This is a genomic window from Caballeronia glathei (assembly GCF_000698595.1).
In the GTDB taxonomy this organism is placed as follows: Bacteria; Pseudomonadota; Gammaproteobacteria; order Burkholderiales; family Burkholderiaceae; genus Caballeronia; species Caballeronia glathei.
In genome coordinates this window covers 32,970-47,594 of sequence record NZ_JFHC01000031.1, presented here as the reverse complement: position 1 = coordinate 47,594, position 14,625 = coordinate 32,970, and the positions used below count along the sequence as shown (strand labels likewise).

Here is a 14,625-nt window from a genome sequence, read left to right as displayed (position 1 = left end):
CATGGGAAGCCTTATCACCGTAACGGACGCCGGCCGCGCGGCACTCGTTGCCCCCGGCAATGACGGCACGAACGCACACAAGATCGTCCGGATTGGCCTCGCCACGGCGGTATTCTCGACCGACCGCGGACTGACGACGCTGCCGAATGAGCTCAAGCGCATCGCCACGTTCGGCGGCGAGAACATCGCGCCCGACACGGTGCATGTGACGATGCAGGACGATACGTCCGACCAGTACACGCTGTTCGGGTTAGGCCTGTACCTCGAAAACGATGTGCTGCTCGGCGTCTACAGCCAAGCGACGCCGATCATGGAAAAGTCGCCAGCCGCAATGCTGCTGCTGTCGGTTGACATTCAATTCGCGACGATGGACGCGGCAGCACTCACGTTCGGCGACGCGACGTTTCTGAACCCGCCGGCGACGACCGAAGTGCCGGGCGTGATCGAGCTGGCGACGCAAGTCGAAGTCAACGCTGGCACCGACGCATTGCGCGCTGTCACGCCCAAGACGGCCGCGATGCGATACGCCGCGCTCACGGGCGCCGATTTCACCGGCCCGATCACCGCGAAGAATTCGAGTTTCGGCGCCGGCACGAAGCGCGGGAATATCTGGTCGGATGCGACCAACGCATATTTCTACTCGGACGGACACGCCTATCTCGGCTCGCAAGCGGCCGACGGCATCGCCGCAATCGTCGCGGGCAACAACGTTGCGGCCCGTGCGCTGCCGAGCGGGCGCGTGCTGGTCGGCCCGGCGAACGATGACGGCATCGGCTTGTTGCAAGTCGCCGGCCCGATCACGGCGCAAACGCCGGTGGCGGGCGATTCGTCGAAGCGCGCCGCGACGACCGAGTTTGTCGTCACCGCGATCGCGTCGGCCTCTGTCGGAAGCATCGTGCTCGAGCCCCGCACGACCGCCCGCGCTGGCTTTCTCAAGTGCAACGGCGCGTTATTGAATCGCGCCGACTATCCGGCGCTGTGGGCGTACGCCCAGGCGAGCGGCGCGATCGTCGCTGAGGCGAATTGGTCGGCGGGCTGGTGGGGCTGTTTCTCGACCGGCAACGGCGCGACGACCTTTCGAATCCCGGAGCTGCGCGGCGAATTCCTGCGCTGTTGGGACGACGCGCGCGGCGTCGATGCAAGCCGAGGCATCGGCTTCACACAAGGCTCACAAAACATCTGGCACGCGCATGGGGCGAGCGCCGCGGCTGTGGGCGATCATGTGCACACCGCATGGACCGATTCGCAAGGCTGGCACGGGCACCACGGCAACACGTATGCAATCGGCGATCACCAGCACGTGTTAGATCAACCGGTACCGATTTACGTAGTAGACAGCGACCGAGGCGTCGGCGCTAGCTCGCAATTCTCGATCGACACCGTGCCGCGCTATCCATACACAAGCTGGAGCGGCGCGCACGGCCACGGTTTCGACACGGACGGCGCCGGCACGCACGGCCATAACGTCGGCATCGGCGGCGCTGGGACTCACACTCATGGAATCACCGTCAACGGCGACGGCGGCGGCGAAGCACGGCCGAGAAATATCGCCCTGCTTGCCCTGATCCGAGCTTACTGAGGACTCGACCATGCTGATTCATCAATACGACGCCACGACCGGCGAATACATTTCGAGCCGGCTTGCCGACTCGGACCCTCTCAACCTCGACCGCTGGCTCATTCCCGCATTCAGCACCGCCGACGAGCTGCCGGCGCGCACGCCACTTTCCTGGCCGTTCTATCGCAATGGCGCCTGGACGCTTTTGCCGGACTATCGGGGCCGGATGCTGTACCGCCAGAGCAACGGCGAAGCGGCCGAAATTCTCGTCGCCGGCACTGCGCCCGCTGAAAACGGCTTGACAGAAACACCGCGCCCGTCGGACGAATACACCTGGCGCGATGATGCCTGGCAAGTCGATCCGGCCGTGATCGCTCAAAAGGTTCGCGCGGCGGCAATGGGCGAATTCGATATGCGCATGGCTCGCGCTCGCACGATGAACGCGGGCAAGGCCGACGCACTCGCGGCCGGCTTGCTGTCGATCGAAGAAGCCTATTTCTTTCGCGCCTGGTCGGCCTATCAACTCGACCTGGTGCGCGCCATTCAGCGCGAAGAGTTCCCCGGCGCCGTAACCTGGCCGAGCGATCCGATCCCGTTCGCCGAGGCCAGTGCGCCGGCAATGGCCGAGTTTGACGTTCGCATGGCGAAGGCCGAGGTGATGCTCGAAGGCAAAGCCGACGCTCTGGTGGCCGGCGCGCTCGATGCCGAGGGGTATTACACGCTCCAAGCATGGACGGCCTATCAGGACGCCCTTAAGCGCGCGATCGCCCGCGAGACGTTCCCGCTCGCCGTTGTATGGCCCGAGGAGCCCGCGCCCTACGAGCCACCGCCGACGCCGATTCTGGAAACCCCAACACGGCCGGCCGACGATTCGTCCGGGCAGGAAGAGGCCCCGGCCGTCTGACGCGGTACCCCCCACCAATGAGCGCCCCGGAGAGTGTTTTGGGGCGCTCTTTTTTTGGAGAGACTTAATGAGTGCAACATCGTTTTTCCACGGCGTGACCGTGTCGCTGGTCGACACCGGGCCGCGCACCATCGCCGTGCCGTCCTCGTCGATCGTCGGCCTTGTCAGTACCTATACGCCGGGCGCGGACCTGGCAGCGCCAAATGTGCCGACCCAGCTGACAAGCTACCGTGAAGCAGTGGCCGCGTTTGGCGAGGGCAGCGCGATCGCTCAGGCTGCCCGCGCGATCTATGCGCAGAGCAAGGCGGTCATTGTCGCCACCGGGGTGGCCGCGGGCGAAGATCCGGCTGCGCTCACCTCGGCGATCATTGGCGGGGTCAGCGCGGGTGGTGCGCGCACCGGCCTGCAGACGATGCTCGACGCCAAGTCAAAGTACAACGTGCAGCCACGCCTGCTCATTGCACCGGGCTTCTCCGCCACGCAGGCCGTCGCCACCGCGATGGACTCGCTCGCTGGAAAGCTGCGGGCGATCGGCATCATCGACGGCCCCAACACCGACGATGAAGCGGCCATCGCTTACGCGGCGAACTTCGGCAGCAAGCGCCTCTACATGGTCGACCCCGGCGTGACGTACTGGGACACCACGGCCAACGCCGACGTCGCCGCTCCCGCGTCATCGATCGCCGCCGGGCTCTTCTGCCAGACGGACGCCAACATCGGTTTCTGGGCTTCACCGTCGAACAAGGAGATCGTCGATATCACGGGCACCACGCGCCCGATCGAGTTTCTCGATGGCGACGAGACCTGCCGCGCGAATCTGCTCAACAACGCGTTTATTGCCACGATCATTCGCGATGGCGGTTATCGCCTGTGGGGCAACCGCACACTGTCCGCTGATTCGAAGTGGTCGTTCGTTACGCGCGTGCGCACCCTCGACATCGTGATGGACGCGGTGCTCGCCGGTCACAAGTGGGCCGTCGACCGCGGGATCACCGCGACCTACGTCGACGACGTGACGAAGGGCCTGCAGGCGTTCATGCGCGATCTGAAAAATCAGGGTGCGCTGATCAACTTCGAGGTGTATGCCGATCCGGAGCTCAACACGGCCTCGCAGCTGGAGCAGGGCAAGGTGTACTGGAACATTCGCTTCACCGACGTTCCGCCGGCGGAAAACCCGATCTTCCGCTTCGAGATCACGAACCAGTGGTTGACCGAAGTGCTCGACGGCCAATCGCAATAGCGCCACGTAATAGCACCACGTAATAGCACCACTGAAACCAACGTTGAATTCAACGTAGAACCCAACACCTGAGAGGTGACGTGTGATTCCGGAAACACTTTCAAATTACAACCTGTACGTCGACGGTAAGGGCTTCGCCGGCCTGTCGACCTCGGTGACGCTGCCCAAGCTCAAGATCAAGACCGACGAGCATCGCGGCGGCGGCATGGACGGTCCCGTGAAGATGGACCTCGGCATGGAAGCGATGGACGCCGCGTTCGCGATGGCGTCGATGACGCGCGAGGTGCTGAACTTCTTCGGGCTTGCCGATGCGACTGCGTTCAACGGCGTATTTCGCGGGGCGTTCAGGGACATGAAGGGCAAGACCAAGTCGGCCGCCGCGTCGTTTCGCGGGATGCTCTCCGAGATCGATCCGGGTGATTGGAAGGCCGGCGAGAAGTCGGAGGCGAAGTACACGGTCTCGCTGAGCTACTACAAGCTGGAGATCGACGGGGCCGCAGTGCACGAGATCGATCTGCTCGGCATGGTGCGCATGATCAACGGGGTCGATCAGCTCGCGGAGATTCGCAAAGCGATCGGCATGTGAAGGGCAGGACTGCGGTAGCTGCTGTGAGGGGGCGCGACGCGACCCGCCGCAAAGTCACTTTTCACCATCACGGCGGGCGCGCAATGCCCGCCGTTTTTTGTTTGAGGTTCTGAATGGACACGGTAACGGTCAAGCTCAACTATCCGACGGCATTCGACGGCGTCGTGCGCGACAGCCTGACGCTGCGTCGCCCGAAGGTTCGCGACATGCGCGCGGCACAAAAGGTGGCCGCGGGCGATGAAGACGGGCAGGAACTGGCGCTTTTCGCGGCGCTGGCGGAGGTCGCGCCGAGCGACCTGGAGGGCATGGATCTGGACGACTATCACCGCCTGCAGGATGCCTACTTTCGATTTCGCACCCCTCGCAAAGATCAGCCCGCAGACGCTCAAAAAGCTGGTGAGGCGCCTGCTGATCGAGCTTCGGATGTCGCCGCCTGACATTGATGAGCTGACGCTCGATGACGTGATCTGGTGGCTGACGGATTAACGAACGGGGGATGAAATGGCAAATGACATCGCGCTCGGAATTGTCATTGGCGGGGCCGTGTCGGCGACGTTCGGCAAGGCCGTCAGCGAGACGAGCTCACGCATTGTCGGTCTGAAGAAGACGGCGAGCGACACGCGGCTTTGGCAACGCACGATCGGTGACACGATCAAGCTGCAGGACGAGTTTCGGCGGCTGCACACAGCCGGTGACAAAACAGCCGACGGCATTCGGCGCAAGATCGACACGAACCTGCGGTCCCTGCGCGAGGCCGGCATCGAAGTCGATCGGCTCGATCGTGCGTATCAGCGGCTTGGCCGCACAGCACGCGGGCTTGACCTGAAGGCGGCGGGTCGCGAGCGCATCGTCGCCGGCCGCGAGGGCGTGCGCGGCGCGATCGGTGATGCGGTCAAGTTCTCCGCCGCCGTCGCGGTGCCCGCCACGATCTCGGCGAACTATCAGGCGATTATCCGCGACATCGCGATTAAGACGGGCATCGCGCGCACCGAACAAGAGGCGTCAATGGCCGGCCGGATCCGGCGTGACGCGTCGGCCAACGGCATCGATCGCAACGAGCTCGCCGAGGCGGTCAACCAGATGGTCGCTGGTGGCATGGAGGTGGACCGGGCGCTCGAGCTCGCGCCGCTCGTTGCGAAGTTCTCCGTTGGGCAGGGCGCCACGAGCGTCGAAACGGCCGGGATGATTCAGGCGCTGCAGCAGAACGCGAGGATCACGGACCCCGCGCAGATGGGCAAGGCGCTCGAGGCGATCGCGTTTCTCGGCAAGGCGGGCTCCTTCGAGTCGGCGGACATGGCTCGCTGGTTTCCGGTGCTGCTCGCTGAGATGCAGAAGATCGGCATCACCGGGCAGGACTCTGTGACGCAGCTCGGCGCAATGCTGCAGGTGCAGATGAAGACGGCCGGCACAGCGGACGAAGCGGCGAACAATCTGAAAAACTGGTTTTCGAAGATCGGATCGAATGAAACCGCGAACAACTACAAGAAGGCTGGCGTCGACTATGAAGCGAAGATGCGCGAGGCGATCGGCAAGGGCTGGTCGACCCTCGAGGCTTCCTTCGTTCTGGCTCGGGCGTACATTGAACGCACCGATCCTGCCAAGGCGAAGCAACTCGCTGACGCCGCGAAAGGCATAAACAGCGAGGCGGATCCGGCCAAACGCCGGGCGCAGATCGCGGCGTTCGAAGACACGATGAAGACGGGCGACCTCTTCAACGATATGCAGGTGAAGGCCGCATTGACCGCGTACCTGCAGAACGCCGATCTGTATCAGCGACTCAAGAAGGATTCCGCGCAGGCGACGGGCGAGATCGCGAAGGACCTGGCCGACCGCCGTGACGCCTCGAAGCAGGTGTGGAGCGAGGTCGGGCAGCAGTGGAACGACGCCATGCGGAGCATAGGCGATGCGCTGCGACCCGTCACCGATGCTGCAGGACACGCGGCGAAGGCGACCGGCGAAGGGCTCGCCAAAGTCACGGATGCTGCGCCGAAGGCGACGATGGCGGTGGCGGGCCTCGCGGCGGGCCTGCTTGCCTATCGGGGCGCCAAGTCACTGTTCCAGATCGGGCGCGGCGCGGTCGATATCGCTCGCGGTGCGATTCTGGTCGGACGCGGTGGCGCAGGCGGCGCTGCTGGTGGGGGCGGCAAGGGTGGACCGGCCGGCCCGGTTGGCCGCGCTATTGAAGCGTTGGGTGGCGTCGCAGCCGGTGGCGTGCAGCGCGTATTCGTTGTCAATCTTTCCGGCGGTGGTGGCCTGGGCGGTGCCGCCGGTGCTGCGGGCGCCATCGCCGGTGAGCTCGGCGCCGCAGGTGCCGCCGCCGGGGGCGCTGCCGGAGCCGCCGCTCAGGGCGGACGGCTGGCGCGCATCGCGGGCGCCGCGCGCGGCATCGTCGGCCGGGTGATGCCGTACGCGGGCCGGCTCGCGACGGCGGGCACCGTGGTCAAGCTGGGCATGGCCGCGACAAACGCGTATGCGGTCGCGAATAGCGATGACGGTCGCGCGGAGAAAGCTAAGGGCTTTGGCGGCATTGCGGGCAGCCTGGCGGGCGGTGTGCTGGGCGCCAAGGTCGGCGCCATGATCGGTGCGCTCGGCGGGCCGATCGGCGCAGCGGTGGGCGGCCTCGCCGGCGGTGCGGTGGGCGCCTTCGCGGGTGAGAAAGCGCTCGGCGCGGTCGCGAAGTGGGCATTTGCCCGCCCCGAGGACGCGCAGCCTTCCGCCGCGAATGCGGTGGTGCAGGCGAAAGCGCTCGCCAAGCCGCTTGGCGCTGACAAGCCGTTCACCAAGGTCGAGCAACAGAACACCTTTGCGCCGGTCTTTCACGTCACGCTGCAGGGCGAGCCGAGCAGCGATGCGGCCGATCGCCTTCTCGCGAAGGTCTCGCCGCAGCTGCAGCGCATGATGAAAGACGAGCTTGCGAAAAACAATCGCTCGGCGATGTTCGATTCGCCCCACCTGTAGGAGATGCTTTGGAATTTGAGAGATACATCACGCAGGCTGCGACGCAGTCCAGTATCGCAACCGAGCGCGTGCGCCAGTTAAGCCGCGTCGAAGCGCGTAATCGGCCGGCGAGTGCCAACACGGTCGCCGTCCTGCAGAAGCTCGCGACCGGCAATCTGCAGAATGCCGGCGAGTTGCTATCCGGTGCGAGCAGCGCATTATCGGTGGCAAGCGATACGATTCCGAAGGTCGGCGCCGTGGTGCGCAGCTTCAACGCCGTGCAGTCGTCAGTCGGCAGCGTCCTGAAGCTGGCGGATGCGTCGAGCCACCCGCTGATCAAATCCGCGGCCGATACTGTGACCCGCGCCTTGGGCGACGTCCGTACCAAGTTCAATGCCCTTGCGGGGATCAAGGAGACGCCGTCACCAGGGGCTGCCGCGACATCGACCGGGGCAGGTTCGCTGTTTTCGGGGCTGCTCGATGGGGCGTCGACCGCGACGCCTCACCTGATGACGCTGACGTCCGATGCGGGCGATACGTTCCACTTCAACCTGTCGACTGCGGCCTTCGACCGGCTGCGGCGCACAACCAGGTACAAGGTGGCTTCGCAGGAGCGTCTGAATCGTCAGGAGGCGCTGCAGGCGGTCAGTCAGGGCGGCGAGACGATCGCGCTCTCCGGCGTCGTGTTCGCGGCATCCGGCCCCGGCGCCAAGCAACTCGACGCACTGCGGACAATCGGCGACAAGATGGTGCCCGTGCAGCTCACGACGGGCTACGGCGAAGTGCTCGGGCGCTGGTACCTGCAGGGCATCGATGAGGAGCAGGAGGCGCTGATGTCCGACGGTGCCCCACGCAAACAGACCTTCAGCCTGGAGTTCGGCCGCTATGGCGAAGACTATAAGAACGTCTGAGGGCGACGTGCTCGACGAGATCTGCTATGCGGTGTATGGCTCGGTGACCGGAATGGTCGAGGCCGTGTACGAGGCCAATCTGGGCCTGGCCGCACAGGAGCAGCCGTTCTCTGCGGGAATCTTGATCACGCTGCCCGACGTCGAGGCGCCACGCGACGAGCCCGTGCAGTTGTGGACCTAGAGTGAGATCGGGGAGCATTGATGAGGGCAATTTTTCAGATCATTGCGAACGGCGATGACATCACGAGGGTGATTCAAGATCGCGTGTTGCGCATCCACACCGTCGACAAGCCGGGGTTGGATGCCGACGAGTGCGAGATCGAGCTTGACGATCGGGACGGCAAGATCGAGTTTCCGCCGAAGGGCGCCACGCTCAAGGTCTCGCTCGGATGGGAGGGGCAGGGCCTGGCATTCCTCGGCGAGTACGCAATCGATGAGATTTCGCTTAAAGGGCCGCCCGCCTCGGTACTGATCCGGGGCCGGCCCGCGAACATGCGGGCGACCTCAAAAACGCATCGCTATGGCAGTTGGGAAAACACGAAGCTCGCCGACATCGTCGGCGACGTCGCGCGTCGGAACCAATGGACGCCGGTGTGCGCGATCGACGTGCTGGTGCCACGTGCCGATCAATTCGGTGAGAGCGACTTGCACTTCATCACGCGTCTGTCACGGCAGCACGGGGCGACCGCGACCGTGAAGGCGGGCAAGCTCATCGTGGCGGGCCGCGGTGCGGGCAAGAGCGCAAGCGGGTTTCCGCTGCCTTCGATCATGCTCACGCCGAACATGCTGCTCGACTACGAGATCACGTTTGCCGACCGTGCCAGCTTCGCCGCGGTGCGCACCAAGGTGCACGACGTGAAGACCGGCAAAAAGATCGACCTCGTCATCCCGAATCCGGACGCCCCGAAGGGCGCCGCTGCCGTGCATACCGAGCGGCATGCGTTCGCCAGCTCAGAGGCCGCGAAGGCGGCGGCGAATGCCCGTCTGCAGAAGCTGAATCATCACACGGCGAAGAGCACGATGCTCATGCAAGGCCGTGCCGATTTCTCCGCCGAGAAGACGGTCACACTCAAGGGCTTCAAAAAGCAGGCGGACGGCGATTTCCTGATCGAGTCGGTCACGCACGACTACGCGGGGCGCAGTTGGGAGACGCGTGTCGAACTCAACGCCGGGAACAAGGGTAAGGCGAAGGTCGGGCACGAGAAAAAGAAGGGTAAGCGGATCAACCTCGTGGTACCTGCACCGTCGAAATAACGCATCAAAGCAACTTTGCGCAAACCGCCCGCCCGGGCGGTTTTTTATTTGGGGAACGGGCGAGTCGATGGGTGACCAGCAAAACAACGACCTGGCGATACAGATCGCACGCTTTGGCGAGCAACTGCGCAGCGTGGCGACCAGCGTCGAAGACATCAAGAGCTCCGTGAAGCCGGTTGCGGCACTCGATCGCGCGATTGCGGAGATGTCCATTCACAACCAGAACGCGCGCAAGGACATCGAGCTGCTGTGGGGGCGCGTGGACAAAGGCAAGAAGGAGCGTGAAGCGCTCGAGGAGCGGATCGGCGAGGTGGACGACCGGGTCGCGGCGATGAAGAACACAGCCAAGGGCGCGATGTGGGTGCTCGGCGTTGTGCTGGGCATCGTGCAGACCTTCATGGTGGGCTCGATCGTTTGGGTGTTCACGCATATCAACGAAGGCGACATCCTCAACCGCCTGCAGCAGCAGCGCCTCGAGGTTCTGGAACAGACCATGACAAAAGGAACGAAGCAATGACGCTTGACGAGAAAATTGACGTGCTGATCGGCCGCGAGGGCGCGTATTCGAACCAGGCGGCGGACGCTGGAGGCGAAACGATGTGGGGCGTTACGATCGCCGTGGCGCGCGCATTCGGCTATGTCGGCCCGATGCGCGACATGCCGCGTGCGACCGCCGTTCAGATCTACACGAGCCGGTACTGGCTGCAGCCGAAGCTCGACCTGGTTGATGCGGTGTCGCCGGCCCTTGCCGACAAATTGTTCGAGATCGGCGTGAACACCGGGCAGGCGACCGGCGTGCGGTTCTTGCAGCGTGCACTGAATGTATTGAATCAGGCTGGGCACGCGTTTCCGGACCTGGTCGTCGACGGCGGCATTGGCGCGATGACCATCGCGGCGCTGAAGGCGTTTCTCGCCGCGCGTGGCGCGGAGGGCCATCGTGTGCTGCTCGGCATGGTGAGCGCGCAGCAGTCCGTCTATTACATCGAGTGTGCCGAAAAGCGCGTCGAGAACGAGACGTTCGAATATGGCTGGCAGCTCAATCGGGCCTTGGGGGTGAGCGCATGATGGATTTCCTGAGAACGGTGGCGCCCTGGCTCGTCACGGCGCTGACCGGTGGTGTGCCGGGTATTGCTGCGATGGCCGCGACGGCGATCGCAGGCAAGCTTGGTCTTTCCGACGGTTCGGTGGACGCCGTGAAGGCGGCGTTGACCGGCCAGCAGGTGACGCCCGAGCAACTGCTCGCGCTCAAACAGGCGGACGACGAGTTCGCGCTGAAGATGCGCCAGGCCGGCTTCACGCATGCCGAGAACATGGCGGGCATCCAGGTGCAGGCCGACAAGGTGGCCGCTGACGATCGCGCGAGCGCGCGCGACTTCGCGGCAACCGAGCACGATCACACCGCGCGCAATCTCGCTTATATGTATACGGCGGCGCTCTTCGCCGTGATCGGACTGGAGTTCTTGCTCGCCGCGAAGCAGATCCGGGTCGATGACGGCGTGATGCGCGCGCTCGATACGCTGTTTGGGATTCTGATCGCGATGGTACTGGGCTCGAAGGAGTACTTCTTCGGTTCCTCGTCACGGGCGGACAAGCAAGCTGCGGCGATTACACAGTTCGCGGTGTCGCCGGATACGGTGGTGTCTCGATCGGACCCGACTACCGCGCGACTCGAGGAAGGGCGCACGACCCCGACCACTCAGTAAGCCCCGTTTCCGTCTTTCGTCGGCCGGAAGACATTGTCGGCTCAGACGGGGCGCAATCTGGTAGCGCTGATGGAGTCACGCCCGGAACCGCACGTTAAGCGCGGCGCAGATGCCGTTCGCACGCTCCGTAGATGCCTTGAACCATGGGCGACCGATAGTCCAGTTGCCATCGATCCGCGAACAGTTCGAGGAGCGACGTTTCGTCTTTGGAGAATGGCAGCGCCGATAGCCGAGGTGTGAGTTCAAGCGACATTCGCGCGAGCTGTAACCTCTCGGGCCAGTCTGCTATGCCGCCGTTCGCCCGCAGCCAAATCCGCGCCGATTCATAGATTTGTTCGACCGTCAGCCATTCGCCGACTGTCGCGCGTGCGACCAAGTGCGATACCACGAGATAGCAAAGCAGCTCGGCGCGCGCTTCCGCGTCCAGGTTCGACCCAGGCAACATGCGGTGCTCTCCGCAAGTATTCGGACGTCCGCTCCTTCGGTGGGGGACGTCCTCTACAGAGTCATTATTCGCCCGTTTTGGGCATCTTAAAAGTCACTTTGACCGTGCTTCGCGGCGCGGGAAAAGACAGGGCGACGCCGAGCATGTTGGAGCATGCCCGGCGTCGCCTTTCCACTGAAGCAGCCAGTGAATTAGCCAAGGCCCTGCCACCTACCGGTAGGCGGGCCGAATTCTATCGCAATTCCAGAAAAGGCAATCCACTTATGGCAACCCCAATCATTCCCTGGATCGGCGGAAAGCGCCGTCTCGCAGACCATCTAATTCCGCGCTTTCCGAGACACGAGTGCTATGTCGAAGTGTTCGCGGGCGGGGCCGCGCTGTATTTCCTGCGTCCGCCGGCAGCAGTCGAGGTGATCAACGATATTAACGGCGAGCTGGTGAATCTTTACCGGGTGGTGCAGCACCACCTCGAGGAATTCGTGCGCCAGTTCAAATGGGCACTGACGAGCCGGCAGGTTTTTAAGTGGCTGCAGGACACGCGCCCCGAAACGCTGACCGATATTCAGCGCGCCGCGCGGTTCTATTATCTGCAGCACAACTGCTTTGGCGGGAAGGTCGAGGGGCAGACATTTGGTACGGCGACGACAACGCCACCCGGTCTTAACCTCTTGCGTCTAGAAGAAACACTCTCCGCGGCCCACCTCCGGTTGGCGGCGACGTTCATCGAGCGTCTGGACTGGAAGGCCTGCATCGACCGCTACGATCGTCCGCATACGCTGTTTTATTTGGACCCGCCGTATTGGGAGACGGAAGGGTACGGCGTGCCGTTCGACTATGCAGAGTACGTCGAGATGGCAGCGCGCCTGCGCGCTTTGAAGGGCAGGGCGATCGTGAGCCTCAACGACCATCCAGATATTCGACGAGCCTTCGAGGGATTCCACATCGAGACCATCGACATCAAATACACCGTGGGCGGCGGCGGCCGCGAGGCTGCGCGCAAGGAGGTGATCATCTTCAGTTGGAACGACGCGCGGGAACCAGCCGGATTGTTCTAAACCGATAGCAAACGAAACCGGAAGCTTTACGCTCGAACTCGGCCGATGACTTAGTATGGCGCCCCAATTCGAGATGTCCTGATCGACGGCACCCGGGCCAGAAGCCGCCGTTGGCGCAATCAACTGGCCGGTCACTCAGACGACGGCTTCCCGGGGTAGCGGAAACGTCGAAGGGAACTCGGACAGATAACTCATTTTTCGCAGACGATGTAAGCAAACGACGCGCAGAACGCTTCGGAGCACACTTGACTTGTACTTATGAGACGGGTTCTGACATTTTGATTGCCAACGTTTTCCTGCCGGTAGTCCGAAGCGCGAGACATACCATGTGTCTTGCACCACGCAGTAGCTGCGGGCTCACCACATTTTTTCCCCCACTCAAGGCAGGCGTCCAACCGCAAATCTCCTTGCATAGGTTCTTGGAATGTTACTTTCGATTCTTTTTCGCTAAACAACTGCGGAGATTTGACGTAAATCGCAAGCACGACGAAGCAGACACCTACGCCTACCGAGAGGTAGCGAGCAGCGATGCCGATCTGCGGAAGCTTCAATTCCTTTATCTCTAGCCCGCCACCAAAAAGGCCCGCAGCTACAAGGATGCCTCCAAGGATGAACGACATGGTATCGAGGGACACGATAGCTTCCTCCCCAGCATGGATCATTCGTGTAGGAACGTCATCTCCGTTGAAAGTAAAATATGACTCACGGTAGGGAAGCCAATGAAATACCGCGTCTTTTCCAACGGCTCTTTGCCCCCTCTGCAATAGCGCGTTCCGTAGATGTAACTCTTCAGTATAGTTGGATAAATCACGTTCAGCCTTGTGTCATAAGGCTTTTGGCTCCATTTTTTCGCTCGAGACTTGCGTACGAGAAGGTACAATCGCGGCACGAAGAATCAATGACTTGAACGACGGCTCTTGCACGGCGCTGTCCCATGCGCTTACAGCATTGACGCTGCACTGAGATGAAAAAAACGGCATGCGATATTGGTGGGTCAATCAAAATCAAACGTATAAGCACGAAGTAAGCGGCGGGTACCTCTGGTCTCCGAAAAAAAAGAGCGACGGCAGCCGGAATCATTTTTACGACACGATGACACAGGTTAGCGTCGGTGATGTGATCATGTCGTTCGCCGATACGAAGCTTAAAGCTCTCGGTATAGTCCAAGCTCCGGCAGCAACCTCTCCCAAGCCGACCGCGTTCGGAACTGCTGGCGCGGAGTGGTCGAACGAAGGCTGGTATGTCGAAGTCGATTATCAACCGTTGGAGAAGGCTGTGCGGCCCGCGGACCATATGGCGATCCTGCAACCGCTTTTGCCAGAGCGCTACTCGCCACTGCAAGCCAATGGGAACGGAAACCAGGCGGTATACCTGACTGAACTGCCGGAGGTCATGGCGCTTGCGCTGGGGGCTTTGATCGGCGACGAATTTTCCTTACTCATGCAAAGCGCGGTCAATGCGTCTCTAGAAGGCCTTAACGAGAAGGAAGAATCCGACGTCAAAAAACGCATTGATATTCCGGAGACGGAAAAGTTACAGCTAATCAAAGCGCGCCGCGGCCAAGGTCTTTTCCGCTCCCGTGTCGAACTGGTCGAGGATGGATGTAGGGTCGCGGGCGTCGTCGATCGTCAGCATCTCCGTGCCAGTCACATCAAGCCGTGGTATCTCTCGACTGATGAGGAAAAGCTGGATGGTAACAACGGACTGTTGTTGTCGCCTCATGTTGATCACCTGTTTGACCGTGGCTTTATTTCATTTTCTAGCAACGGGACGTTGTTGGTGTCGACTCATCTGGCGGCGACGGTCGTCTCTTCATGGCATTTGCAGGCGAATTTGACAGCGAAAATTCTTCGAGCAGAGCAAGAAGTTTTCATGGAATTTCATCGTCAGAATATATTCCGGGCATAGATCTGCCAGGACGCCCAGCATGAAGGTGCCTCGCTTCTTCGTACCGATTCGAACACTTGTTTGCCGCGGGATGGTCACCTCACGCTGCCATTAGCGATACTTGTCGGATGTCGCTGGGCCAGCG

General features: G+C 62.3%; 16 protein-coding genes. 14 read left to right on the top strand and 2 right to left on the bottom strand.

The window, feature by feature from the left end:
- The first annotated feature begins 1 nt into the window (after position 1).
- From BG61_RS19715 to BG61_RS19660, 12 genes are all read left to right on the top strand, one after another.
- The gene (locus BG61_RS19715) at positions 2-1,579 is read left to right on the top strand and encodes a phage tail protein (protein WP_035936330.1); all 1,578 of its coding nucleotides are present in this window, start codon (positions 2-4) and stop codon (positions 1,577-1,579) included.
- Between the two features lie 10 nt (positions 1,580-1,589).
- On the top strand, positions 1,590-2,462 hold the full coding sequence (locus tag BG61_RS19710; RefSeq protein WP_063741063.1) for a phage tail protein: 873 nt from the start codon (positions 1,590-1,592) through the stop codon (positions 2,460-2,462).
- Positions 2,463-2,529: 67 nt separating this feature from the next.
- A complete protein-coding gene (locus BG61_RS19705; RefSeq protein ID WP_035936329.1) occupies positions 2,530-3,702 on the top strand; it encodes a phage tail sheath subtilisin-like domain-containing protein in 1,173 nt (390 codons plus the stop codon).
- Between the two features lie 82 nt (positions 3,703-3,784).
- The gene (locus BG61_RS19700; RefSeq protein ID WP_035936327.1) at positions 3,785-4,288 is read left to right on the top strand and encodes a phage major tail tube protein; all 504 of its coding nucleotides are present in this window, start codon (positions 3,785-3,787) and stop codon (positions 4,286-4,288) included.
- 113 nt (positions 4,289-4,401) lie between these two features.
- Entirely contained in the window at positions 4,402-4,725 is a 324-nt protein-coding gene (locus BG61_RS19695) for a phage tail assembly protein (protein WP_035936324.1), read from the top strand.
- A 64-nt stretch (positions 4,726-4,789) separates the two neighbouring features.
- On the top strand, positions 4,790-7,246 hold the full coding sequence (locus BG61_RS19690) for a phage tail tape measure protein (RefSeq protein ID WP_035936321.1): 2,457 nt from the start codon (positions 4,790-4,792) through the stop codon (positions 7,244-7,246).
- 8 nt (positions 7,247-7,254) lie between these two features.
- A complete protein-coding gene (locus BG61_RS19685; RefSeq protein ID WP_035936318.1) occupies positions 7,255-8,136 on the top strand; it encodes a phage tail protein in 882 nt (293 codons plus the stop codon).
- Positions 8,111-8,317: a tail protein X gene (locus BG61_RS19680; protein WP_035936316.1), complete on the top strand. Its 207-nt coding sequence runs from the start codon at positions 8,111-8,113 to the stop codon at positions 8,315-8,317. Before BG61_RS19685 ends, BG61_RS19680 begins: the two co-directional genes overlap by 26 nt.
- 20 nt (positions 8,318-8,337) lie before the next feature.
- Positions 8,338-9,390, top strand: a complete 1,053-nt coding sequence (locus tag BG61_RS19675) for a phage late control D family protein (protein ID WP_035936314.1) — start codon at positions 8,338-8,340, stop codon at positions 9,388-9,390.
- A gap of 67 nt (positions 9,391-9,457) precedes the next feature.
- Entirely contained in the window at positions 9,458-9,907 is a 450-nt protein-coding gene (locus tag BG61_RS19670; protein ID WP_035936311.1) for a hypothetical protein, read from the top strand.
- Positions 9,904-10,455: a glycoside hydrolase family 108 protein gene (locus tag BG61_RS19665; RefSeq protein ID WP_035936309.1), complete on the top strand. Its 552-nt coding sequence runs from the start codon at positions 9,904-9,906 to the stop codon at positions 10,453-10,455. The genes BG61_RS19670 and BG61_RS19665 overlap by 4 nt, the downstream gene beginning before the upstream one ends.
- The gene (locus BG61_RS19660) at positions 10,452-11,093 is read left to right on the top strand and encodes a hypothetical protein (RefSeq protein ID WP_051672661.1); all 642 of its coding nucleotides are present in this window, start codon (positions 10,452-10,454) and stop codon (positions 11,091-11,093) included. The genes BG61_RS19665 and BG61_RS19660 overlap by 4 nt, the downstream gene beginning before the upstream one ends.
- A gap of 94 nt (positions 11,094-11,187) precedes the next feature.
- On the opposite strand, the gene BG61_RS19655 is transcribed toward BG61_RS19660, so the two are convergent.
- On the bottom strand, positions 11,188-11,538 hold the full coding sequence (locus tag BG61_RS19655) for a hypothetical protein (protein WP_035936306.1): 351 nt from the start codon (positions 11,536-11,538) through the stop codon (positions 11,188-11,190).
- 263 nt (positions 11,539-11,801) lie between these two features.
- Between BG61_RS19655 and BG61_RS19650 the strand changes: the two genes are divergently transcribed.
- Positions 11,802-12,593: a DNA adenine methylase gene (locus BG61_RS19650; RefSeq protein ID WP_035936304.1), complete on the top strand. Its 792-nt coding sequence runs from the start codon at positions 11,802-11,804 to the stop codon at positions 12,591-12,593.
- Between the two features lie 191 nt (positions 12,594-12,784).
- Here the strand turns inward: BG61_RS19650 and BG61_RS19645 are convergent, their stop codons facing one another.
- Positions 12,785-13,228 carry a hypothetical protein gene (locus BG61_RS19645; RefSeq protein ID WP_129572222.1) on the bottom strand — a complete coding sequence of 148 codons (444 nt, stop codon included), beginning with the start codon at positions 13,226-13,228 and terminating at the stop codon, positions 12,785-12,787.
- A 343-nt stretch (positions 13,229-13,571) separates the two neighbouring features.
- On the opposite strand from BG61_RS19645, the gene BG61_RS19640 reads away from it, so the two are divergent.
- Positions 13,572-14,501, top strand: coding sequence for an HNH endonuclease (locus BG61_RS19640; RefSeq protein WP_035936300.1), 930 nt, complete (start codon positions 13,572-13,574; stop codon positions 14,499-14,501).
- The last annotated feature ends 124 nt before the right edge of the window (positions 14,502-14,625 follow it).

Bases quoted from the DNA above. Each gene is read 5' to 3' on its own strand.
- BG61_RS19715 (WP_035936330.1), top strand. From the start codon at position 2: ATGGGAAGCCTTATCACCGTAACGGACGCCGGCCGCGCGGCACTCGTT.
- BG61_RS19710 (WP_063741063.1), top strand. From the start codon at position 1,590: ATGCTGATTCATCAATACGACGCCACGACCGGCGAATACATTTCGAGC.
- BG61_RS19705 (WP_035936329.1), top strand. From the start codon at position 2,530: ATGAGTGCAACATCGTTTTTCCACGGCGTGACCGTGTCGCTGGTCGAC.
- BG61_RS19695 (WP_035936324.1), top strand. From the start codon at position 4,402: ATGGACACGGTAACGGTCAAGCTCAACTATCCGACGGCATTCGACGGC.
- BG61_RS19690 (WP_035936321.1), top strand. From the start codon at position 4,790: ATGGCAAATGACATCGCGCTCGGAATTGTCATTGGCGGGGCCGTGTCG.
- BG61_RS19680 (WP_035936316.1), top strand. From the start codon at position 8,111: ATGGCGAAGACTATAAGAACGTCTGAGGGCGACGTGCTCGACGAGATC.
- BG61_RS19675 (WP_035936314.1), top strand. From the start codon at position 8,338: ATGAGGGCAATTTTTCAGATCATTGCGAACGGCGATGACATCACGAGG.
- BG61_RS19670 (WP_035936311.1), top strand. From the start codon at position 9,458: ATGGGTGACCAGCAAAACAACGACCTGGCGATACAGATCGCACGCTTT.
- BG61_RS19665 (WP_035936309.1), top strand. From the start codon at position 9,904: ATGACGCTTGACGAGAAAATTGACGTGCTGATCGGCCGCGAGGGCGCG.
- BG61_RS19660 (WP_051672661.1), top strand. From the start codon at position 10,452: ATGATGGATTTCCTGAGAACGGTGGCGCCCTGGCTCGTCACGGCGCTG.
- BG61_RS19655 (WP_035936306.1), bottom strand. From the start codon at position 11,538: ATGTTGCCTGGGTCGAACCTGGACGCGGAAGCGCGCGCCGAGCTGCTT.
- BG61_RS19650 (WP_035936304.1), top strand. From the start codon at position 11,802: ATGGCAACCCCAATCATTCCCTGGATCGGCGGAAAGCGCCGTCTCGCA.
- BG61_RS19640 (WP_035936300.1), top strand. From the start codon at position 13,572: ATGCGATATTGGTGGGTCAATCAAAATCAAACGTATAAGCACGAAGTA.